The sequence below is a fragment of the Georgenia satyanarayanai genome (assembly GCF_023715365.1).
Classification (GTDB): domain Bacteria; phylum Actinomycetota; class Actinomycetes; order Actinomycetales; family Actinomycetaceae; genus Oceanitalea; species Oceanitalea satyanarayanai_B.
Window position 1 is genome coordinate 204,440 of sequence record NZ_JAMBNZ010000004.1, and the last position, 21,798, is coordinate 226,237.

General features: G+C 73.9%; 18 protein-coding genes. 10 read left to right on the plus strand and 8 right to left on the minus strand.

The features are described from left to right. The first annotated feature begins 5 nt into the window (after positions 1 to 5). Complete coding sequence (locus M3148_RS06960; RefSeq protein WP_251303960.1) at positions 6 to 344, plus strand: hypothetical protein; 339 nt, start codon at positions 6 to 8, stop codon at positions 342 to 344. 35 nt (positions 345 to 379) lie between these two features. Further along, complete coding sequence (locus M3148_RS06965; RefSeq protein ID WP_251303961.1) at positions 380 to 613, plus strand: OmpA family protein; 234 nt, start codon at positions 380 to 382, stop codon at positions 611 to 613. 107 nt (positions 614 to 720) lie between these two features. Here the strand turns inward: M3148_RS06965 and M3148_RS06970 are convergent, their stop codons facing one another. Together M3148_RS06970 and M3148_RS06975 are read right to left on the minus strand one after the other, a co-directional pair. Then, positions 721 to 1,395: a LuxR C-terminal-related transcriptional regulator gene (locus tag M3148_RS06970; RefSeq protein WP_251303962.1), complete on the minus strand. Its 675-nt coding sequence runs from the start codon at positions 1,393 to 1,395 to the stop codon at positions 721 to 723. Position 1,396: 1 nt separating this feature from the next. Continuing rightward, entirely contained in the window at positions 1,397 to 2,641 is a 1,245-nt protein-coding gene (locus M3148_RS06975; protein WP_251303963.1) for an ATP-binding protein, read from the minus strand. A gap of 147 nt (positions 2,642 to 2,788) precedes the next feature. Between M3148_RS06975 and M3148_RS06980 the strand changes: the two genes are divergently transcribed. Together M3148_RS06980 and M3148_RS06985 are read left to right on the plus strand one after the other, a co-directional pair. Then, on the plus strand, positions 2,789 to 4,378 hold the full coding sequence (locus tag M3148_RS06980; protein WP_251303964.1) for a PspC domain-containing protein: 1,590 nt from the start codon (positions 2,789 to 2,791) through the stop codon (positions 4,376 to 4,378). Continuing rightward, positions 4,375 to 4,584 (plus strand): hypothetical protein, encoded by a 210-nt coding sequence (locus tag M3148_RS06985; protein WP_251303965.1) that lies wholly within the window; start codon positions 4,375 to 4,377, stop codon positions 4,582 to 4,584. The genes M3148_RS06980 and M3148_RS06985 overlap by 4 nt, the downstream gene beginning before the upstream one ends. 190 nt (positions 4,585 to 4,774) lie before the next feature. On the opposite strand, the gene M3148_RS06990 is transcribed toward M3148_RS06985, so the two are convergent. The 4 genes from M3148_RS06990 to M3148_RS07005 all read right to left on the minus strand — a co-directional run bounded on the left by M3148_RS06990 (position 4,775) and on the right by M3148_RS07005 (position 8,714). Continuing rightward, positions 4,775 to 5,293, minus strand: coding sequence for an aromatic ring-opening dioxygenase LigA (locus M3148_RS06990; protein WP_251303966.1), 519 nt, complete (start codon positions 5,291 to 5,293; stop codon positions 4,775 to 4,777). A 207-nt stretch (positions 5,294 to 5,500) separates the two neighbouring features. Beyond that, the gene (locus M3148_RS18280) at positions 5,501 to 6,682 is read right to left on the minus strand and encodes a glycosyltransferase family 4 protein (protein ID WP_251303967.1); all 1,182 of its coding nucleotides are present in this window, start codon (positions 6,680 to 6,682) and stop codon (positions 5,501 to 5,503) included. After that, positions 6,679 to 8,292, minus strand: a complete 1,614-nt coding sequence (guaA, locus tag M3148_RS07000) for a glutamine-hydrolyzing GMP synthase (RefSeq protein WP_251304103.1) — start codon at positions 8,290 to 8,292, stop codon at positions 6,679 to 6,681. Before guaA ends, M3148_RS18280 begins: the two co-directional genes overlap by 4 nt. A 2-nt stretch (positions 8,293 to 8,294) precedes the next feature. Further along, positions 8,295 to 8,714 (minus strand): DUF3817 domain-containing protein, encoded by a 420-nt coding sequence (locus M3148_RS07005; RefSeq protein ID WP_251303968.1) that lies wholly within the window; start codon positions 8,712 to 8,714, stop codon positions 8,295 to 8,297. Positions 8,715 to 8,821: 107 nt separating this feature from the next. On the opposite strand from M3148_RS07005, the gene M3148_RS18285 reads away from it, so the two are divergent. Then, entirely contained in the window at positions 8,822 to 10,594 is a 1,773-nt protein-coding gene (locus M3148_RS18285; RefSeq protein ID WP_251303969.1) for an ABC transporter ATP-binding protein, read from the plus strand. Continuing rightward, the gene (locus M3148_RS07015) at positions 10,594 to 12,327 is read left to right on the plus strand and encodes an ABC transporter ATP-binding protein (protein ID WP_251303970.1); all 1,734 of its coding nucleotides are present in this window, start codon (positions 10,594 to 10,596) and stop codon (positions 12,325 to 12,327) included. Before M3148_RS18285 ends, M3148_RS07015 begins: the two co-directional genes overlap by 1 nt. Positions 12,328 to 12,392: 65 nt before the next feature. On the opposite strand, the gene M3148_RS07020 is transcribed toward M3148_RS07015, so the two are convergent. Next, complete coding sequence (locus M3148_RS07020; protein WP_251303971.1) at positions 12,393 to 12,884, minus strand: DUF1269 domain-containing protein; 492 nt, start codon at positions 12,882 to 12,884, stop codon at positions 12,393 to 12,395. A 179-nt stretch (positions 12,885 to 13,063) separates the two neighbouring features. Here M3148_RS07020 and M3148_RS07025 point away from each other — a divergent pair, with 179 nt between their 5' ends. Continuing rightward, on the plus strand, positions 13,064 to 14,860 hold the full coding sequence (locus M3148_RS07025; RefSeq protein ID WP_251303972.1) for a glycerophosphodiester phosphodiesterase family protein: 1,797 nt from the start codon (positions 13,064 to 13,066) through the stop codon (positions 14,858 to 14,860). A 17-nt stretch (positions 14,861 to 14,877) separates the two neighbouring features. Here the strand turns inward: M3148_RS07025 and M3148_RS07030 are convergent, their stop codons facing one another. Continuing rightward, a complete protein-coding gene (locus M3148_RS07030; RefSeq protein WP_251303973.1) occupies positions 14,878 to 15,708 on the minus strand; it encodes an SURF1 family protein in 831 nt (276 codons plus the stop codon). 113 nt (positions 15,709 to 15,821) lie between these two features. Here M3148_RS07030 and M3148_RS07035 point away from each other — a divergent pair, with 113 nt between their 5' ends. From M3148_RS07035 to M3148_RS07045, 3 genes are all read left to right on the plus strand, one after another. Then, complete coding sequence (locus M3148_RS07035) at positions 15,822 to 18,311, plus strand: phosphoketolase family protein (protein ID WP_251303974.1); 2,490 nt, start codon at positions 15,822 to 15,824, stop codon at positions 18,309 to 18,311. 129 nt (positions 18,312 to 18,440) lie between these two features. After that, on the plus strand, positions 18,441 to 20,513 hold the full coding sequence (gene pta / locus M3148_RS07040; RefSeq protein WP_251303975.1) for a phosphate acetyltransferase: 2,073 nt from the start codon (positions 18,441 to 18,443) through the stop codon (positions 20,511 to 20,513). Continuing rightward, the gene (locus M3148_RS07045) at positions 20,510 to 21,697 is read left to right on the plus strand and encodes an acetate/propionate family kinase (protein WP_251303976.1); all 1,188 of its coding nucleotides are present in this window, start codon (positions 20,510 to 20,512) and stop codon (positions 21,695 to 21,697) included. Before pta ends, M3148_RS07045 begins: the two co-directional genes overlap by 4 nt. The last annotated feature ends 101 nt before the right edge of the window (positions 21,698 to 21,798 follow it).

Sequence of the window (21,798 nt, forward strand, 5' to 3'; positions counted from 1 at the left end):
GCGGGATGCGTCGCTCCACACCGCGCCGCGCGCTGCACGGCCTGCTCGTCGCCGGTCTCGCCGGCGGCCTCATGCTCGCCGGTACTGGCGCCGCCTCCGCCGACCTCAGCGAGCAGGAACCGCCCCCGCCGCCGTCGGGCGGGCTGAGCCGCCAGGTGCTCCACGACTCGGTCCGCGTCTTCGACCCGGCCGGCTCGGTCCGGGTGTTCGACCCGAGCGTCCACGTCTTGTCCTTGGAGGACGACGTCACGCGCGATGACGGGGAGACGACCATCGCGCTGTCGACCGACCTGCTCTTCCGCGAGAACACCTGGGAGCTCCCCCGAACGCCGCCTCGCGGATAGCCGACCTCGTCGCGGACGTCCCGGAGGGCGCGAGCGTGGGGGGCGTCGGGCACACCGACACCCAGCAGCCCCACGGGCAGGACTTCGACAACCAGGAGCTCTCGGAGAACCGCGCGGAGGCGGTCGCCGCCGCCCTCAGCGCGGAACGTCCGGACCTCCGGCTCGAGGTCTCCGGTCGCGGCGACACCGAGCCGCGCGCCGCCGGCGAGCCGGACGACCCCACCGTCCATGCCGCCAACCGTCGCGTCGAGATCGTTTACACCGGCTGACCCTCGATGCCCCTCGTCTGGGCCGCATCCGGTACGGCCCGGGCCGTTTCGGATGTGCGTCTCGGTGACCGGATGTGCGGCCCAGGCGGGTGGGGGGGGCCGGGTGGTCAGATGAGCCGCCGCACCGCTGCCCAGCGGGTGAGCTCGTGGCGGGAGGAGAGCTGGAGCTTGCGCAGCACCGCGGACACGTGGGTCTCGACCGTCTTGATCGAGATGAACAGCTCGCTGGCCACCTCCTTGTAGGAGTACCCGCGGGCGATGAGGCGCATGACCTCCTGCTCACGGGCGGAGAGCCGGTCGAGCTCGTCGTCGGTCGTGGCGATGTCCTTGGCGGCGGTGCCGAAGGCGTCGAGGACGAAGCCGGCCAGCCGCGGGGAGAAGACGGCGTCCCCGCCGGCCACCCGGCGCACGGCGTCGGCGAGCTCGGTCGGGGTGATCGCCTTGGTCACGTAGCCGCGAGCGCCGGCGCGGATGACCCCGACGACGTCCTCGCTGGCGTCCGACACGGACAGCGCGAGGAAGCGGGTCGGGACGTCGCGGCAGCCGGTGATGACGTCGATGCCGCCCCCGCCGCGGCCGCCGGGCAGGTGGACGTCGAGGAGGACGACGTCGGGCCGCGTCTCGTGGACGACGGCGACGGCGGACTCCACGTCCGCTGCCTCCCCGACGATCCGCAGGTCCGGGGCGTGCGCCTCGAGCTCGCTGCGCACCCCGCTGCGTACGAGGGCGTGGTCGTCGACGACGACGACCCGCAGCCGACCGTCCTCTGGTGTCGTGCTCATGTCACTCCCCTGTCGCCGGCTCGGGCATCCGCAGCACGACCTCCGTACCCTCCAGGCCGCTGCCCGGTCCCGTACGGATCGTCGCACTGCCGCCGTGCCGTTCCAAGCGGCCGACGATCGAGTCGCGCACCCCGTGCCGGTCAGGCGGCACCGCGGCAAGGTCGAAGCCGGGTCCCCGGTCGCGGACGAAGACCTCCGTCGCGCCGTCACCGACCTCCACGTACAGGGACACGGGCGGCGCGCCGTGGACGACGGCGTTGCGCAGCGCCTCCCGGGTGGCGGCCAGCAGCGGCTCGGTCGTCGCGTGCGGGGGCCGGTCGCCGGCGGTGACGACGTCGACGACCACCCCGTGCTGGTCCTCGACCTCGGCGGCGACCTCCCGCAGCGCGGCAGCCACCGAGGTGCCCGCGGTGGGCCGGTCGGAGTAGAGCCACTGCCGCAGCTCGCGCTCCTGCGCGCGGGCGAGCCGGGCCACCTGGTCGGGGTCGTCGGCGCGGGCGCGGATGAGGGAGAGCGTCTGGAGGACGGAGTCGTGCAGGTGGGCGGCGATGTCGGCGCGCTCGGACTCCCGTGCGCGGGCGCTGCGCTCGGCGCTGAGGTCGCGCACGAGCCGCAACCACACCGGCGCGAGGACGACGGCCACGCCCACGAGGATGGCGGTGCTCGCAAGGATCCCGGAGAGGAGCTCATCGGCCCCCAGCCCGCGACCGAGCAGGAGCACGATGCCGACGACGGCGAGGAGCAGCCCGCCGCCCACGCGTGCCACCCGGTGCCACCGGGGCGCGGGCGCCGCGTCCTGCCCGGACAGCGACGCGTCGAGCTGGGTCCAGACGAGGGCAGCGCCGCCGACGACGACGAGGAGCGGCACCAGCCACTCGTTGGGCAGCGGCACGTCCGCCCGCCACAGGAGCACCGCGCCGGCGGCGAGGAGCAGGAGCAGGCCGACGACGACGTCGGTCGCCGGGACGACGCTGCCCATCTTCCGCAGCCGGGGCGCCAGGCGCACGGATGCCGCCGGGTGCGCGGCCTCGGCGGCATCCTCCGGGTCGCCGCTGGGCACCAGCACCCACAGCCAGCCGTAGAGGACGATCCCGGCCCCGAACGCGAGCACCGACAGCAGCATGGCCAGGCGCACCCGCGCCACGGGCAGACCGAGGTGGGCCGCCAGGCCGGCGCACACGCCGCCGATCCGCTGACCGGCCGGCGGCCGGCGCAGGGGCAGCCGCTCGCGGAGGAAGGTCGTCACGGCCCGATCGTCACACGCCACGGGGCCGCACCGGGAGTCCCGCGGTCCAGGACCAGGGGCGCCCCCGGGGTCCGGGTGGTGCCGGCCGGGGGCGGATCAGGGGTCTCCCCGATACCCGGCGCCGCCCGCGCACGCTTTGCTGGTCCCATGAACGGCCACAGCGCACCGCACACCCCACCCGCACCACCGTCTCCGCCGTCGGTCGGCTTCTTCGACTCCGTCCGCCGCCTCGGCATCTGGCGCTCGACCGACCGCTGGGCCGGGGGCGTGGCCGCCGGCATCGGCCGGCGCTACGGCCTGGACCCGCTGCTCGTGCGTGGGCTCCTCGTCGTCGTCACGCTCTTCGGTGGCCTCGGGCTCGTCCTCTACGGCCTCGCCTGGGCGCTGCTCCCCGAGGAGACCGACGGCCGCATCCACCTCGAGGAGGCGGTGCGCGGGAGGTTCGACATCGCCCTCGCCGGCGCCGCCGCCGTCCTCGTCATCGGCCTGAGCCGACCGGTCTTCTGGTGGGGCGCGGCCTGGTGGTCCGCCCCGTGGGTGCTCGCCGTCGTGGCGCTCGTCGTCCTCGTCATCGTCAGCAAGGACCGCGACACGACGACGACGCCGCCCGCCCCGGGCACCCCGCCCCCCTTCGCGGCCGGCCCGGACACCGCCCCGCCCCCGCCCGCCCCGCCGCGGCCCGCCTACGACGTCCCGGAGGACGCCATGCCCCAGACCACTGCCCCGGCCACCGGAGAGAGTGCCTCCTCCACGGAGGTGACCGACTCCCCCACGCTGCCGATGATCGAGTCCGCCACGCGCCCATTGTCCGCGGCCACCGGGACGACGACCGAGGACGTGCCCGGCCGCGCCGAGCCCGCGGAGCCGGCAGAGCCCGGCACCACCGCGCCGGGTGAGGGCGGCTGGCACGGCAGCGGTGCGGGCTGGCAGGGCAGCGCCGCCTGGCACGGCGGCTCAGACGCCGGCGGTGCGGGCGGCTGGGGCGGCGCCGGGTGGAGCGGCGGGCACACACCCCCGCCGCAGCCACCCGTCCCGCCGCGCCCGCCCGTCCCCGGACCGGGGGCCCGCACGACGAACCTCGTCCTGGCGATCTGCCTCCTCGGCGCCGCCGGCGTCGCCCTCGCCCACCAGCAGGGTGCCCTCGACGCCAACCCGTGGCTCATCGGCGGCGGCGGTGCCCTCGCCGTCCTCGGCGCCGGCGTCCTCGTCAGCGGCCTGCGCGGCCGCAGCCAGGGCGGGATCGGCGTCGTCGCCCTGCTCGTCGCGCTCGTCATGGTCCCCGCCGCCGCAGCGGCGGCCACGCTGCCCGGCTTCGCCCGCTTCGGGGCGGACGCGACCACCTGGGCCGGGGACCCCACGTGGGCGCCTCGGACGGCGCGGGAGGCGGAGGCGGGCTACTCGCTCGTCGCCGGTGAGCTCGTCGTCGACCTCACCGACCTCGAGGAGGACGCGACCCTCCCCGTCAGCGTGACCTTCGGCAACCTCACCCTCGTCGTCCCCGAGGACGCCGACGTCACGGTCAACGCCGCGGTCACGGCCGGTGAGATCGTCGGCCCGCTCAGCGACGACTGGTCCGGCCCCGGGCTGCCCTCGCGCGACCCGGACGGCCGCGACCGCATCGCCGACGGCGCCGGCGTCAGCACGACCCTCGTCCAGGAGGGCGACGGCCGCGGCCCGGAGATCGTCGTCGACGCGGCGGTCACCTTCGGCCAGCTCTACATCGAGGAGACGTCATGACCGACAGCTACACCGACCCGTCGCCCGTCCACCGCGGGCCCCGCGTGGGGACCGTCGTCTGGGGGACCATCCTGCTCCTGCTCGGGCTCTGCGTCCTCGGCGTCGGCGCCGGCCTCACCGTCGACCTCCAGGCCGCGCTCATCGCGCTCCTCGCCCTCGCCGGTGTGGGCCTGCTCGTCAAGGCCCTCCTCACCCGCTCCGACTGACCGCGCCCCCACCCCGGCCGACCGCCGGATCCCTCCCAAAGCCAGGGATCCGGCTCTCGACGAAAGGGGTTCTTCGGACCAGGGAGGAATTCGGCTCTCGGTGTGAGAGGAGTGGCGGGGGCCGGGCGGACATGGCGAGAGCCGGGCTCCTCGTGGAGGAGTCCGGCTCTCGGCGACTGGTGCGGGAGTGCTAGGCGACGGGCACGCGGACCGGCTCACGGGCCGGCTCGACGGCGGCGGGGGCCTTGGCGAGCTGGTTCATGCCCAGGCCGATGACGATGAGGAGGGCACCGAGGCCGATGACGAGGGCGGCGACGCCGTAGGAGACGACCGAGGTGAAGAGCGAGGCGCGGAGGAAGGAGGCGTTCATGATCGTCTCGCGCTGCCCCTGGAACTCGGCGGCGGCCTCGGTGTCACCGGCGGCCTCGGCCTCACCGGCGAGGGCACCGAGCTCGGCGTAGGTGGCCCCGTTCGTGGCGTGCAGCGCGTGGGTGTTGATGATGTCGGCCTGGGCGTAGGCGCTGAACGGTCCCTGGACCTCGGCACCGGCGAGGAACGCGGCGTCCTCGGGGACCGTGATGTTCTCCGCCTTGAGCTGGCTGGTGACCATTCCCCAGGTGACGCCGCCGGCGATGATGAAGATGGCTCCGGCAACGATGGCGAGGAGGCCGGCGATGCGGGCGATACCGGTGCGGCGGGTCGTGCTCATGGTGTGGTCCTTTCACAGTGGCTCAGTTGCCGTGAGGCCCGTGCTGGGCTTCTGAGAACAATCCTGGCATTCCGGATTGTCCGATTCCGGGCCCATGGTCCCAGGCCGGCGCCGCCGAGCCGGGAGGGCGCCGTGACCCGCGTCACGCTCGGGGACCCACCCCTCTCCAGGGGCGCGTCGCTGCGCGCCCCGGCCGCTCGGTGAAGGTCAGCGGGGCGGTCGGGCCCGCATGTCCAGGGCGTGTGCGTAGAGCGCATCGCAAGCGCCGCGGACGTCGGCCCAGTCGAAGGGCGGGGGCGTCGCGTGCGCGTGCTCGCGCAGACGGCGCAGCAGCGCCGCGTCCTCGGCGAGCCGGACGACGGCGTCGGTGAGCGCCAAGTCGGCGGCGGCGTCGTCCAGCCCGTCGGCGCGGTCGGCGGTGAGCAGCCCGTCGACGCCGTCGGTGACGTACTCGCTGGGTCCGGTGCCGCGGCCGGTGACCACGGGCAGCCCGGCCGCGCGCGCCTCGAGCCCGGCGATGCCGAAGGCCTCGAGCCGGGCAGGGGCGACGAAGACGTCCTCCCCGGCGTAGCGCGCCACGAGCTCCTCCCGGGGCAGGCCACCGGTGAGGGTGACGACGTCCCCGAGCCCGAGCCGCTCGACGAGAGCGCGCACGCGGCGCTCCTCGGGGCCCGCGCCGATGAGGGTGAGGTGGACGCGCGGCGCCCCTTCCGGGCTCCGCCCGAGGCGGCGGTCGGCAGCGGCGACGATCTCGACGAGCGGTGCCGGACGCTTGCGCGGCGCCAGTCGCTGGGTGGCGACGAGGCGCAGGGTGCCGTCGGGGGTGCGCGGCAGCGCGGCCGGGCGCCAGTCGGCGACGGTGAGGCCGTTCGGCAGGACCGAGACGTCCTGCCGTCCGAGCATCCGCGCGACCCGCTCCCCCGCGACGCCTGACACCGCGGAGACCGCGGCCCGCGAGCGCAGCGTCTCGCTGCGCCGGGCGAGCGCCCCGAAGCCGGTGACGACGCCGTCGAGCATGCAGTGCCACGTGATGGCGAGCGGCACCCCGGTGAGGCGGGCGGCCGTCACGCCGTCCAGGGCGAAGGGCGACACGACGCCGGCGTGGACGTGGACGACGTCGGGACGCAGCCGCTCGACGGCCTCCCGCAGCAGCCACGCACCGCGCGGGTTCACCGGCAGGCCGAGCGTGAGCGCCGAGGCCATCCGGTGCACGCGCACGCCCGATCCCAGGACGCGGGTGGCGCGACGGGCACCGTCGGTCCCCGGCGTCGCCGTCGCGACGTGGACGTCGTGGCCGGCCCGAGCCTGGGAGACCGCGAGGTCGTGGACCTGCGTCTCGATGCCCCCCGTACGAGGCGGGAAGCAGTCCGAGACGTGGAGGACCCTCACTCCCACTCGATGGTGCCCGGCGGCTTGCTCGTGACGTCCAGGACCACGCGGTTGACCTCGGGGACCTCGTTGGTGATGCGGCTGGAGATGCGGGCCAGGACGTCGTAGGGCAGGCGCGACCAGTCGGCGGTCATCGCGTCCTCCGAGCTGACCGGGCGCAGCACGATGGGGTGGCCGTAGGTGCGGCCGTCGCCCTGGACGCCCACGGAGCGGACGTCGGCGAGGAGGACCACCGGGCACTGCCAGATGTCGCGGTCCAGGCCGGCGGCGGTGAGCTCCTCGCGGGCGATCGCGTCCGCGGCGCGCAGCACGGCGAGCCGCTCGGCGTCGACGGCGCCGACAATGCGGATGCCCAGGCCCGGGCCCGGGAAGGGCTGGCGCCAGACGATGCCCTCCGGGACGCCGAGCTCCAGCCCGACGGCGCGGACCTCGTCCTTGAACAGCGTGCGCAGCGGCTCGACGAGCTCGAACTGGAGGTCGTCCGGCAGACCACCGACGTTGTGGTGGGACTTGATGTTCGCCGCGCCCTCACCGCCGCCGGACTCGACGACGTCGGGGTAGAGGGTGCCCTGGACGAGGAAGCGGACCTCTGCCTCCTCGGTGGCCCGGCCGGCCTCCTCGACGATCTCGCGGGCGGCGGCCTCGAAGGTGCGGATGAACTCGCGGCCGATGATCTTGCGCTTGGTCTCGGGGTCGGTGACCCCGGCGAGCGCGGAGAGGAACTGCTCGGTGGCGTCGACGACCTTGAGGTTGACGCCGGTGGCGGCGACGAAGTCCTGCTCCACCTGCTCGGCCTCACCGGCACGCAGCAGGCCGTGGTCGACGAAGACGCAGGTGAGCTGGTCACCGACGGCCTTCTGGACGAGCGCGGCGGCGACGGAGGAGTCCACGCCGCCGGACAGGCCGCAGATGACGCGCGCGTCACCGACCTGCTCGCGGATCGCGGCGACCTGCTCGGCGATGACGTTGCCGGCGGTCCACGTCGGCTGAAGGCCGGCGCCGTCGTAGAGGAAGCGCTCGAGGGCGGCCTGGCCGAAGTCGGAGTGCTTGACCTCGGGGTGCCACTGCACCCCGAAGAGCCGCCGGCCGCGGTCCTCGAAGGCCGCGACGGGCGCGCCCGGGGAGGTAGCGAGGACCTCGAAGCCCTCCGGTGCCTCGTGGACGGCGTCGCCGTGGCTCATCCACACCTGCTGGCGCTCGGGCGTGCCCTGGAGGAGGGACCCCTCGCCGCGCAGCTCGACGACGGTCGCGCCGTACTCGCGGTCCCCGGTGCGGGCGACGGTGCCGCCGAGTGCGGAGGCCATCGCCTGGAAGCCGTAGCAGATGCCGAGGACCGGGACGCCGGCGGTGAAGAGCGCGGGGTCCACGCCGGGGGCGTCCTCGGCGTACACCGAGGCGGGCCCACCGGACAGGATGATGGCGGCGGGGTCCTTCTCCAGGACCCGCTCGACCGCCATGGTGTGGGGGACGATCTCGGAGTACACCCCGGCCTCGCGCACGCGGCGCGCGATCAGCTGGGCGTACTGGGCGCCGAAGTCGACGACGAGGACGGGCTGCGGCGTGGCCGCGCGCTCGGCGGTGGTGGGGGCGTCGGTCGGGGCGTCGCTCATGCTCACCTCGCCAGCGTAGCCGCGCGCCGGGCGACCACGCCCGGGAGGTCGGCCTCCAACCAGCCCTTGGCGCGGTGCTCCATGACAAAGGACAGGACCGGGACGACCCCGGCGACGACAAGGGCCGCCATCCGGCCCAGGCCCCAGCGCATGGCGGACCACAGGTTGAGGACGCTGACGAGGTAGACGACGTAGATCCAGCCGTGCGCGAAGGGGATCCACCCGATCCACGACTCGACCTCCGGCCCCACCCCGATGAGGTAGACCAGGACCATCTCCACGCACAGCAGCAGCAGCATGACGCCTGTGACAAATGCCATGGCCCGGTAGAACGTCCAGGCCCCGCGGGCCTTGCGCTCGCGCTCCGCCCGCAGGGCCGCACCCGGGGCGGTGCCCGGTGCGGCGGTGGTGTCCTCGCTCATGCGTCCTCCTTGCGCCCGCCCCTGCGAGCTCCTCCCCAGTGTCTCAGGAGCCGCTGACGACGGAAAACAGGCTGCCCGGTGTCCTCGGCGACACCTAGGCTCAGGCCGTGCTCGACGTCCCGGCCGGCCACCCCGGTCATCCCCCTCTCGGTGCGCCCACGGCCTTCCTCGCCTGGGCGGCCCGCGGAGCCTGGCCCACCCTCCTCATCGGCTGCCTCCTCGCCTCCGTCGTCTCCCTCGCGGGGGCGGCGGTGCCGCTCGTCCTGGGCACCGCCCTGGACAGCGGGCTCGACGGCGGCGTCTCCACCCGGCTCCTGTGGCTGGCCCTCACCCTCGTGGGGATCGGGCTCCTCAGCGCGGTCGCCACGAGCGTCGGCCACGCCGCCGAGGTCGGCGGCTGGCTGCACGGCGCCTTCAGCGTCTCGCGCCTCGTGGGGCACCACGTCACGCGGACCGGCCCGGCGATCGGTGAGGAGCTGCCCACCGGGGAGGTCGTCAGCGCCGTCGCCAACGACTCCTTCCAGGTCGGCAACGTCCTGGAGCTGCTGCCCGCCTTCGTCGGCGGGCTCGTCGGCTACCTCGCCGTCACCGGCTACATGCTCCAGCAGTCCCCCACGCTCGGGATCGTCGTCGCGCTGGGGCTGCCCGTCGTCACCGTCGTCGTCTCCTTCCTCATCAAGCCGCTCCAGGCCCGGCAGAAGGAGCAGCGCGACGCCGCCGGACGGCTCGCGACGCTCGCGACCGACACCGTCTCCGGCCTGCGAATCCTGCGTGGCATCGGCGGTGAGGACGCCTTCGCCGAGCGCTACCGCGCCCAGTCCCAGCGGGTGCGGCGGGCCGGCGTGCGGGTCGCCGGGCTGTCCTCGGTGCTCGAGGCGCTCCAGATCCTCCTGCCCGGCCTCTTCGTCGCCTGCATCGTGTGGCTCGGGGCCCGGCTCGCGATCACCGGGGAGATCTCCCCCGGGCAGCTCGTCACCTTCTACGGCTTCACCGCCTACCTGTCCGAGCCGCTGCGCTGGGTCACCCAGTTCATCAACTTCCTCACCCGGGGACGCGTCGCCGCCCGCAAGATCACCGGTGTCCTGTCGGTGACCCCCGAGGCCGGGACGCTGGCGGAGTCCGAGGCGGCCGACTCGCTGCCCCGCCCCGCCGTCCCGTCCACGCCCGGCGCGCTCGTCGACACGCTCACCGGGCTCGCGCCGCGACCGGGCGGGCTCACCGCCGTCGTCACCCCCCGGCCCGGCGAGGCCGAGGCGGTGGCGAGCCGGCTCGGGCGCCTGGACGACCACAGCACCGCGGAGGTCCTGCTCGACGGCGTGCCGCTGCGCGAGCTGCCCCTCTCCGAGGTCCGCCACCGCGTCGTCGTCGCCTCCTCGACCCCGCAGCTGTTCACCGGCCCGCTGCGCGCGGCGCTCGACGCCCGCGAGGACGGCCTGGACGACGCCACCCTCCTGCACGCCCTCGACACCGCCGACGCGCACGATGTCCTCGAGTCGCTGCCCGAGGGGCTGGACGGGGAGATCACCGAGAAGGGCCGCTCCCTGTCCGGTGGCCAGCGGCAGCGGGTCGCGCTCGCCCGCGCGCTCCTCACCGAGCCGCAGGTGCTGGTCCTCGTCGAGCCCACCAGCGCCGTCGACGCCCACACCGAGGCGCGGATCGCCGCCCGCCTGGGCGAGTACCGCCGCGGCCGGACCACCGTCGTCCTCACCGCCTCCCCGCTCGTCCTCGAGCACGCCGACGACGTCGTCCTCCTCGACGACGGCGCCGTCCACGCCCGCGGCCGCCACCGCGAGCTCCTCGCCCGCGCCGCGGCCGGCGAGCCGGACGCGCAGGCCTATCACGCCGTCGTCGGCCGGTCTCTCACCACGGAGGTGGTCTGATGCAGCTCCCCGTCGCCGACTCCCGGCGCGTGCGCGCCTTCGCCGGGCGGCTGCTGCGCTCCTACCGGCGCCCGCTCGCCACCGTCGTCGTTCTCCAGGGCCTGGCCGCGGTCGCCGCGCTCGCCCTGCCGTGGCTGCTCGGCGGTCTCGTCGACGCCGTCGTCGCCGGCACCACCCGCCGCCACGTCGACACGGTCGCGCTGTGGCTCGTGGGGGTCGTCGTCCTCCAGGCGCTCGTCACCCGCTACGCCCAGCGCAGCGCGATGGTTCTCGGTGAGGAGGTCTTCGCCGAGCTGCGTGAGCGCTTCCTCTCCGGCGTCACCCATCTGCCGCTGTCCACCGTCGAGCGCGCCGGCACCGGTGACCTGCTCGGGCGGACGACCAACGACATCGACCGGGTCCAGTGGGCGGTGCGCTTCGGCGTCCCGCGGGTCCTCGTGACGACGACGACGATCGTCCTCACCTTCGGGGCGGCGCTGCTCGCCTCACCGCTCGTCGCGCTGGCGATGCTCGTCGGCCTGCCGGTGCTCGCGCTCGCCACCCGCCGCTACCTGCGCCGCTCCGCCCCCGCCTACCGGGAGAACGCCGCCGCCTACGCCGACCTCAACGGGGTGCTCACCGAGTCGGTCGAGCACGCCGCGACGGTCGACGCGCTCGCCCTGGGCCACCAGCGCCGCCGTCGGGCCGACGCCGTCGTCGCCGCGGCGTGGAACACCGAGAAGGTGACGCTGCGGCTGCGGATGTCGGTGTTCTTCTGGCTCGTCACGTCCTTCGCGCTGCCGGTGGCCGCCGTCGTGCTGTGGGGCGCGCACCTCGTGGGCGCGGGCCTCGTCACCCTCGGCGCCGTCACCACCGTGGCGCTGTACGTCATCCAGATCCGCGGCCCGCTCTTCGAGCTGCTCATGTGGGTGGACGAGATCCAGGTGGCGACGGCGAGCCTCGCGCGGATCGTCGGTATCGAGCTCGTGCCGCCGGACCGCGAGGCGGGACCCGCGCGGCCCGAGCGCGAGGACGTGCGCGCCCGCGAGGTGCGCTACGCCTACCGCGACGGCGAGGACGTCCTCCACGGCATCGACCTCACCCTCACCCCCGGGGAACGGCTGGCGATCGTCGGTCCGTCCGGAGCCGGGAAGTCGACCTTCGGGCGCATGCTCGCCGGCATCCACCCGCCCACCGGCGGGCGCGTGACGATCGACGGCGTGCCGCTCGTCGACCTGCCCGAGGAGGAGCTGCGCCGGCACGTCGCGCTCGTCACCCAGGAGCACCACGTCTTCGTCGGGACGGTCGCGGACAACCTGCGGCTGGCCAAGCACGACGCCGACGACGGCGAGCTCGCTCGCGCCCTGCATGCCGTCGACGCCCAGGACTGGGTGGCGGCGCTGCCCGATGGCATGGGGACGGCGGTCGGCTCGGGAGGTGCGACGCTCACACCGGCGCAGGCCCAGCAGCTCGCGCTCGCCCGGCTCGTCCTGCTCGACCCGCACACGCTCGTGCTCGACGAGGCGACCTCGCTGCTCGACCCGCGCGCGGCCCGGCACCTGGAGCGCTCTCTGTCCGCGCTGCTCACCGGCCGTACGGTGGTGGCGATCGCCCACCGCCTGCACACCGCGCACGACGCCGACCGCGTCGCCGTCATGGACGCCGGCCGCATCGCCGAGATCGGCCCGCACGAGGAGCTCGTCGCCGCCGGCGGCGAGTACGCCTCCCTCTGGCAGTCCTGGCAGCAGGAGTGAGCGGAACAGCTCAGCTGTCGCCGCGGGGTCATCCCCCCTTCGCCGAGAGCTGAGCTGTTCCTGCCTCAGCCGGCCAGCTCCTCCGCCAGCTCCCGCTCGTCCGCCTCGGAGAGCGAGGTCTTGAGGACCGTCCCACCGAAGTCGCCCATCGCCGCGGCGAACCTGTCCTCGGTGACCTTCCGCGCCATGACGACGACGGCTGCCTTGCCGGGATCGAGCAGCCCCTGCACGCGATCTTGGAAGCTCCGGTTGATCCCGGACCTGCCGAGCCTGCCGGTCAGCGCGCCGAGCGCGCCGCCGACGAGCAGACCGAAGCCCGGGACGAGGAAGAGGAGGCCGAAGATCGCCCCCCCCCCCCCCCACAGGGCTCCCGAGGCGGTGGAGGCCCAGACGACGTTCGACGGCGTGTCGACGTGCTTCTCGCCGTCGTCGTCGACGCGGACGAGCGCGAGCCCGGCGAGCTCCACGATGAAGTCCCGTTCCAGGTCCAGGACCTTGTCGTAGGCACGTCGGGCAGTGACGTGGTCGTCGTAGCCGAGGATGATCAGCTCTGACATCGCGGCGCTCCTTCTCACGGAACACGGTCGGTCCCCACCCTTCCACCGGGCCGGCCGGGACGGTACCCCCGGGAAGGGGGAGCGGCGGGTGACCGGAGCAACGGCTCGGTAGGACGGAGGCAGGGGATGACCGTGCAGCGTGTGGTCGCACCGGTGCCGGGCGCGTCGGGCGCCGCGTCATGACCGGTGACGTACCGGTCCCCGGCGGGCGCGGGCTCGCTGCCGGGACCGCGCTGCGTGTCCTCGTGACGCACTGGCGGGCCTGGCTGCGCGTCGCCGTCACCCTCCAGCTCCTCACCGCCCTCGTCGCCGGGCCGGTGGTCGGCCTGCTCCTCGCCGCCGCGCTGCGTGCCGCAGGGGTGCCCACGCTGACCGAGGCCAGCCTCGGCCAGGTGCTGCGGCACCCGGCAGCGGTCCTGCTCCTCGTCGCGCTCACCGTCGTCGCCACGTCGGCGGCGCTGCTCCAGCACGCGGCGTTCGTCCTGTTCGCCCGCGGGCTGGCAGACGGCCGGGTGACGCACGTGCCGGAGCTCGCCCGCCAGGGCGCTGCCGTCCTCGTCCGCTCGGCGGGACCACAGCTCGGGCTGCTCGCGCTCTACCTGCTCGTCCTCGCGCCCCTCGGTGGCTTCGCGCTGGGCGCCTCGTTCGTCCGGCCGCTCGAGGTGCCCGCCTTCATCGGCGGCGAGCTGCAGAAGACGCCGCTCGGGACGGCCGCCTGGCTCGGCGCCGGCGCCCTCCTCGGGTACGCCAACCTCCGTCTGCTGCTCGTCCCGACCCTCGTGCTCAGCACCGGCCTCACCCCCGCCGGCGCCTACGCCGCGAGCTGGCGGGCGACCCGCGGACGGGTCACCCGGCTCGCACTCGCCGTGGCGGCGCTGTGGCTCGTCGCCGCCGCCGGCGTCGCGGCCCTCGCCACCGCGGCCGTCGCCGTCACGCGCCTGTCGGACGCCCTCTTGCCCGCCGCGTCACCGGTCGTCGCCGGCGCCGCCCTCGCCATCGCCCAGGTGGTCCTCCTCGGCGGTGGCGGCCTGGTCGCGGCCTTTGTCGCGCTGCTGCTGCTCGGCATGGTCCCCGGCCCGCCGCCGGCGCCTGCCGGCCCGGTGCCTCCCGGTCGCGCAAGAGCTCGCGGGGCGCTCGCGGGGGTCCTCGTGGCGGTGCTCGCCACCGGGACGGGTGTCGCCGGCGCGGCGAGCCTCCGCACCACCGACCCCAGTCGGGTCACGCTTGTCATCGCGCACCGCGGCGCGACCTACGGCGCCGTGGAGAACACCCTCGAGTCGCTGGAGGCGGCGGCCCGGCTCGGCGCGGACGTCGTCGAGCTCGACGTCCTCCAGGCGGCCGACGGCGGGCTGGTCGTGGTCCACGACACCAACCTGCGCCGGATCGCGGGGGTGAACCGGGACGTCGCCGACCTCACCACCGAGGAGCTCACCGCCACGACCGTCCGGCAGGCCGGTCACGAGTCGACCATCCCGACCTTCGCCGCCTTCGCCGAACGGGCCGCCGAGCTGGGCGTCCCGCTGCTCGTGGAGATCAAGAGACACGGGCGGGAGCGCGGTGACCTGGTCGGTGACGTCGTCGCCGTCCTCGAGGCCCACGACCTCGTCGGCACGTCCCTGGTCCAGGCCTTTGACCGTGCGACCGTGGCCGAGATCGAGACCCGCTTCCCCCACGTCACCACCGGGGGCGTCGTGGCCTTCTCCCGGGGCCGCCTCGACCCCGGCGCCGCCGACTTCCTCACCCTGGAGCAGAGCTCCTACACCCCTGACCTCCTGCGCCAGGCGCACACCGCCGGCGTGCAGCTGTTCCTGTGGACCGTGACGGAGCCGCGGCGGGTGCGGGCCTTCGTCCGGGACGGCGTCGACGGCGTCATCACCCCGTCCCCGAGCGTCGCCCTGGAGCAGCGCGGGGTCGTCGCCGCGGAGACCGGCGTGTCGGACCGCCTGTCCGACCTCATCCGCTCGCTCGTCAGCTGAGGCCGCCGGGCCGGTGACTACCGGCCGGTCGAGGCCAGGCGTGACTCACGGACGTCGTCGCGCAGCACCTTGACCCAGAAGACCACCGCGAAGAGGGCGAAGGCCCACCACTCGACCGCGTAGGCCAGGCTCTGGACGTTGGGGTCGGCGTCGAGCTCCTCGACGGGTGAGGGTGCCGGCGCCAGTCCGCCGGGCTGCGCCGGCTCCTCGAGCACGAGGTAGGCGCTGTACATCGGGGTGCCCCACACCTGGGCGAGCTCCCCGGCGCTGATGCCGCCGGCGAAGCCCTCGGGCAGGCCGGGCTCCCCCGCGGCCTCGGAGTCGCTGAGCACCCCGACGATCTCCAGCCGCGCCGTCGGAGGCGGCGGCGCGGTGACCTCCGCCCCCGCTCCGCCCGCCTCGAGCCGGTCGGCGATCCCGTCCGGGAGCCAGCCGCGCAGGACCGGCATGATCGCGCCGTCGTGCGGGCCGCCGTCGACGTGGAACGCGGTGACGACCATGAGCGCCTCCCGCCCGCCGACGTTGCGGCCGGGCACGAGCACCTGCTGCTCGGGGTCGAAGGACCCCTCGAGGCTGACCCGCCGTCCGAAGTGCTCAACCCCGAACGCGCTCTGCGGGGCGAGCACCTCGGCGATCGGCGCGGCCGGCGCGGCCATGAGCTCCTCGCGCTCGATGCGCGCCGCCTCCTGACCGCGGATCCCGGCCCGGTCCAGCTGCCAGAAGCCCAGGCGCGTGCACACCGCGGCCACGACGACGACGAGCAGCAGGAGGACGAGCATCCGCCGTGTCGTCGCGGCCCGCAGCCAGTCTCGGGCGTCGGCCCGGGGACGCTGGGCGGTGGTGGACACGCCACCAGGGTAGTTCGCCGTGCCGGGGGCACCGGCCTAGGACCTTCTCCGGTGGCTGCGGCCTCCGGGAACCGGAAGGCTGGGCGGTGACTACTGACACAGGGAGTATCCGCATGAGCACTGCCTCCGTCCCCGCCACCACCAACGCCTGGCGCCGCCGGGCCCGCCCCGCCCCGGACGACGCGACCCTCGACCGGATCGACGCCTGGTGGCGCGCGGCGAACTACCTGTCCGTCGGCCAGATCTACCTGCTCGACAACCCGCTGCTGCGCGAGCCGCTGCGCACCGAGCACGTCAAGCCCCGCCTCCTCGGCCACTGGGGCACCACCCCGGGCCTCAACTTCCTCTACGCCCACGCCAACCGGGCGATCCAGGAGCGCGAGCAGCCGATGATGTACATCACCGGCCCCGGCCACGGCGGGCCCGGCCTCGTGGCGAACACCTACCTCGAGGGCACCTACTCCGAGGTGTACTCCGACATCACCCAGGACGCCGAGGGCCTGCGGCGGCTCTTCCGCCAGTTCTCCTTCCCCGGCGGCATCCCCTCCCACGTGGCGCCCGAGACGCCCGGCTCCATCCACGAGGGCGGGGAGCTCGGCTACGCCCTGTCCCACGCCTACGGCGCCGCCTTCGACAACCCCGACCTCCTCGTCCTCGCCGTCGTCGGTGACGGCGAGGCGGAGACCGGCCCGCTCGCCACGAGCTGGCACTCGAACAAGTTCGTCAACCCCCGCACCGACGGCGTCGTCCTGCCGGTCCTCCACCTCAACGGGTACAAGATCGCCAACCCCACGGTGCTGGCCCGGATCGGGGAGGATGAGCTCACCGACCTCATGCGGGGCTACGGCCACCGCCCCTACGTCTTCACCGCCGGCTTCGACGACGAGGACCCGGCCTCCGTCCACGGCCGCTTCGCCGCGCTGCTCGACGAGGTCCTCGACGAGATCGCCGAGATCAAGCAGCGGGCCGCGCAGAGCGACCCGGAGGAGGTCGAGCGGCCGCTGTGGCCGATGATCGTCATGCGCACCCCCAAGGGCTGGACCTGCCCGGAGGTCATCGACGGTCAGCAGGTCGAGGGTTCCTGGCGCTCCCACCAGGTGCCCCTGTCCAGCGCCCGTGACACCCCCGAGCACATGGAGGTCCTCGAGGGCTGGATGCGCAGCTACCGGCCCGAGGAACTCTTCGACGACGACGGCCGGCTCGCCGGTGACGTCGCCGCCCTCGCCCCCGCCGGCCAGCTGCGGATGAGCGACAACCCGAGCACGAACGGCGGCCTGCTCCTCAAGGACCTGCGCCTGCCGGAGATCCGAGACTTCGCCGTCGACGTCCCCGCCCCCGGTGGCGCGGTCACCGAGGCCACCCGCGTGCTCGGCCAGTGGCTCACCGAGGTCATCCGCCGCAACCCGGACAACTTCCGCCTCTTCGGGCCGGACGAGGTGGCCTCCAACCGGCTCCAGGCCGTCTACGACGTCACCGGCAAGCAGTGGAACGCCGACATGGTGCCCGCGGACCACGAGGAGCACCTCGTCCGCGCCGGCCGCGTCATGGAGGTCCTCTCCGAGCACCAGTGCCAGGGCTGGCTCGAGGGCTACCTCCTCACCGGCCGCCACGGCCTGTTCACCTCCTACGAGGCCTTCATCCACATCGTCGACTCGATGGTCAACCAGCACGCGAAGTGGCTCAAGGTCACCGACGAACTCGAGTGGCGCCGGCCCATCGCCTCGCTCAACTACCTCCTGTCCTCCCACGTGTGGCGCCAGGACCACAACGGCTTCTCCCACCAGGACCCGGGCTTCATCGACCACGTCGTCAACAAGGGCGCCGACATCGTGCGTGTCTACCTGCCGCCGGACACGAACACGCTGCTCGCGACCTACGACCACGTGCTGCGTACCCGCCAGTACGTCAACGTCGTCGTCGCCGGCAAGCAGCCGGGGCCCGACTTCCTCACCATCGAGGAGGCGCAGGACCACTGCCACCGCGGCGTGGGCATCTGGGAGTGGGCCGGCACGGAGGAGGAGGGCCAGGAGCCCGACGTCGTCCTCGTGTGCGCCGGTGACATCCCCACCATCGAGGTGCTCGCCGCCGCCGACCTCCTGCGGCGCCACCTGCCGGAGCTGCGGGTGCGGGTGGTCAACGTCGTCGACCTCATGCGCCTGCAGGACGAGAAGGAGCACCCGCACGGGATGAGCGACCGCGACTACGACACCGTCTTCACCACCGACCGGCCGGTGATCTTCGCCTACCACGGCTACCCGTGGCTCATCCACCGACTCACCTACCGGCGCTCCGGCCACGCCAACCTCCACGTCCGCGGCTACAAGGAGAAGGGCACGACGACGACGCCCTTCGACATGGTCATGCTCAACGACCTCGACCGGTACCACCTCGTCATGGACGTCATCGACCGGGTGCCGGGCCTGGGGTCGCGGTACGCGGGCCTGCGCCAGCGGATGGCCGACGCCCGCCTCGCCGCGCGCCGCTACACCCGGGAGCACGGCACCGACATCCCCGAGGTGGCCGAGTGGCAGTGGCCCGACGTCGGGGAGACGGCCACCGCCGAGGGCGGGCCGCAGTACGACACCGGCGGCGACAACGCGTGAGCCCGGGACGTGGCCGGGCACACACGACCAACCGGGACAAAGTCCCAGGTGCTCCCGCGGCCACCGGGAGAGACTGACACGTGGCCGCGAGCCTGGTGGCCGCCCGAAGCAGCACTGAGAGGAGACGAAGTGGCGCGCAGCATCTACATCGCCTCACCGGAGGGTGACACCGGGAAGTCGACCATCGCGCTGGGTCTGGTCGACCTGTTCGTGAGGCGGGTGGAGCGTGTGGGCATCTTCCGGCCGGTGGTCCACGCCGGCGACGAGCCCGACAACGTCCTGGAGCTGCTCCTGTCCCACGACGGCGTCGACCTCGCCTACGAGGACTGCGTCGGCGTCACCTACGACGACGTCCACGCCGACGAGACGGCGGCCCTCACGCGGATCGTCGAACGCTTCCACGCCGTCGGGCAGCGCAGCGACATCGTCGTCATCGTCGGCTCGGACTACACCGACGTCGCCGGCCCGGCCGAGCTCTCCTTCAACGGGCGCGCGGCCGCGAACCTCGGTGCCCCGGTCCTCCTCACCGTGAGCGCCCTGGGCCGCACGACCGAGGAGATCCAGCAGGTCGTCGACATCGCCGCCGCCGAGCTGCGCTCGGACCACGCGACCGTCGCCGCCGTCGCCGTCAACCGCTGCGAGACCGAGCGCATCGAGGAGGTGCGCGACGCCGTCGCCGTCCTCGACGTGCCCGTGTGGACCTTCCCCGAGATCCCGCTCCTGTCGGCCGCGACGATCGCCGACCTCGTCCAGGCGCTCGACGGCACCGTCATCGCCGGGGATGAGGCGCTCCTCACCCGCGAGGCGGAGTCGATCCTCGTGTGCGGGATGAACGTCGAGCACATCCTCGAGCGGCTCAAGGAGGGCCAGCTCGCGATCGCGGCCGGGGACCGCTCCGAGGTGCTCATCGCGCTCGCCGCCGCTCACGCCTCCCAGAACTTCCCCTCTCTCGCCGGGATCGTCCTCAACGGCGGCTACGAGCCCAACGCCGAGGTCCGCATGCTCGTCGAGGGCCTGGGTCGCTCCCTGCCGATCGTCACCACCGAGCACAACACCTACGAGTCGGCGCGGATCGCCTCGACCACCCGGGGCCTCATCTCCCGCGGCAGCCAGCGCAAGCGGGACCTCGCGCTGGGCGCCTTCGAGCGCAACGTCGACGGCGAGGCCGTCCTCGCGGCCCTCGACGTGCCGCGTAGTTCGGTCGTGACCCCGCTCATGTTCGAGTCCGAGCTCCTCGAGCGGGCGCGCGGGGACCGCAAGCACATCGTCCTGCCCGAGGGCACCGACGACCGCATCCTGCGGGCCGCGAGCACGCTGCTCTCCCGCGGCGTCGCCGAGCTCACGCTCCTCGGCAACGAGAGCGCCGTGCGCGACCGGGCAAGCGACCTGGGCCTGGACATCGAGGCCGCCCAGATCGTCGACCCGCGCACGAGCGAGTTGCTCGAGCCGTTCGCCGAGGAGTACACGCGTCTGCGCTCCCACCGCGGTATGACGGTGGAGCGGGCGCTGGAGGTCCTGCCGAGCGTCTCGTACTTCGGCACGATGATGGTCCACCTCGGCTACGCGGACGGCATGGTCTCCGGTGCGCAGCACACGACCGCGCACACCATCAAGCCCTCCTTCGAGATCATCAAGACGCGGCCGGGCACGTCGATCGTGTCCTCGGTCTTCCTCATGTGCCTGGCCGACCGGGTGCTCGTCTACGGCGACTGCGCCGTCAACCCCGACCCCGACGCCGAGCAGCTCGCGGACATCGCGATCTCCTCCGCCGAGACCTCCGCCCAGTTCGGCATCGACCCGCGCATCGCGATGCTGTCCTACTCCACGGGAACCTCGGGCAGCGGCGCGGACGTCGACAAGGTGCGGGCGGCCACCGAGCTCGTCCGCGAGCGCCGGCCCGACCTCTTCGTCGAGGGCCCCATCCAGTACGACGCCGCCGTGGACGCCTCCGTGGCTCAGACGAAGCTGCCGGAGTCCGAGGTCGCGGGCAAGGCGACCGTGTTCGTCTTCCCCGACCTCAACACCGGAAACAACACCTACAAGGCCGTGCAGCGCTCGGCCGGTGCGGTAGCGATCGGGCCGGTCCTCCAGGGCCTCAACAAGCCGGTCAACGACCTCTCCCGGGGCGCCCTGGTCCAGGACATCGTCAACACCGTGGCCATCACCGCCATCCAGGCGCAGGCCAGCGAGGAGCAGCAGTGAGCAGCACCGTCCTTGTCATCAACTCCGGCTCGTCCTCGATCAAGTACCAGTTGATCGAGCCCGAGGAGGGCGTCGTCGTCGCCTCGGGGCTCGTCGAGCGCATCGGGGAGGACGCGGGGCTGCTGCGGCACACCTTCGAGGGCGTCGACACGCGGCTCACCGAGCCGGTCCCCGACCACGGCGCCGGCCTGCGCCGGGTCCTGGAGCTCTTCGCCGAGGTGGGCCCGGACCTGGGCGCCGCCGGGATCGTCGCCGTCGGGCACCGCGTGGTCCAGGGCGGGGCCCGCTACTCCGGGGCGGCCCTCGTCGTCGACCACGTCCTCGCCGACATCGAGGAGCTCATCCCGCTCGCCCCGCTCCACAACCCCCCGAACCTGCGCGGGATCCAGGTGGCGCGCGAGCTGCTCCCGGGCGTCCCGCACGTCGCGGTCTTCGACACCGCGTTCTTCTCCGACCTGCCCGACGCCGCCGCGACCTACGCCCTGGACCGCGAGGTGGCCAAGCGCTACCGGGTGCGCCGCTACGGCGCCCACGGGACCTCCCACCAGTACGTCTCCCGCACGGCCGCGACCGTCGTCGGGCGGCCGCTGGAGGAGTTGCGCCAGGTGGTCCTCCACCTCGGCAACGGGGCCTCGGCCTCCGCCGTCTCGGGTGGGCGCGCCGTGGACACCTCGATGGGGATGACGCCGCTGGAGGGCCTGGTCATGGGCACCCGCACCGGCGACATCGACCCTGCCGTCATCTTCCACCTCAGCCGCAACGCCGGCTTCACGATCGACGAGATCGACGACCTGTTCAACCGGCGCTCGGGCCTCAAGGGCCTGTCGGGCAAGAACGACATGCGCGAGGTCCACGAGCTCGTCGCGGCCGGCGACGCCGGGGCCCGGCTCGCACTCGACGTCTACGCCCACCGGCTGCGCAAGTACGTCGGTGGCTACGCCGCCGTCATGGGCGGCCTGGACGTCCTGTCCTTCACCGCCGGAATCGGCGAGAACGACGAGATCGTCCGCGCGGAGGCGCTGAGCGGGCTGGAGTTCCTCGGCATCGAGCTCGATCCCGCGCGCAACAGCGGCCGGATGAGCGGGCCCAAGGTCATCTCGACCGACCGCTCGCGCGTGACGGTCCTCGTCGTCCCCACCAAGGAAGAGCAGGAGATCGCCCGCCAGGTCGTCGCTCTCATCTGAGAGCCGCCTGCGTCGTCGCATACGCACATCGGGTCACCTGGAGGGGTCCGGGAAGCGGTTGCCCGTGACCGGATGTGTGTCCTCGCCGGGGCGGACGCGGT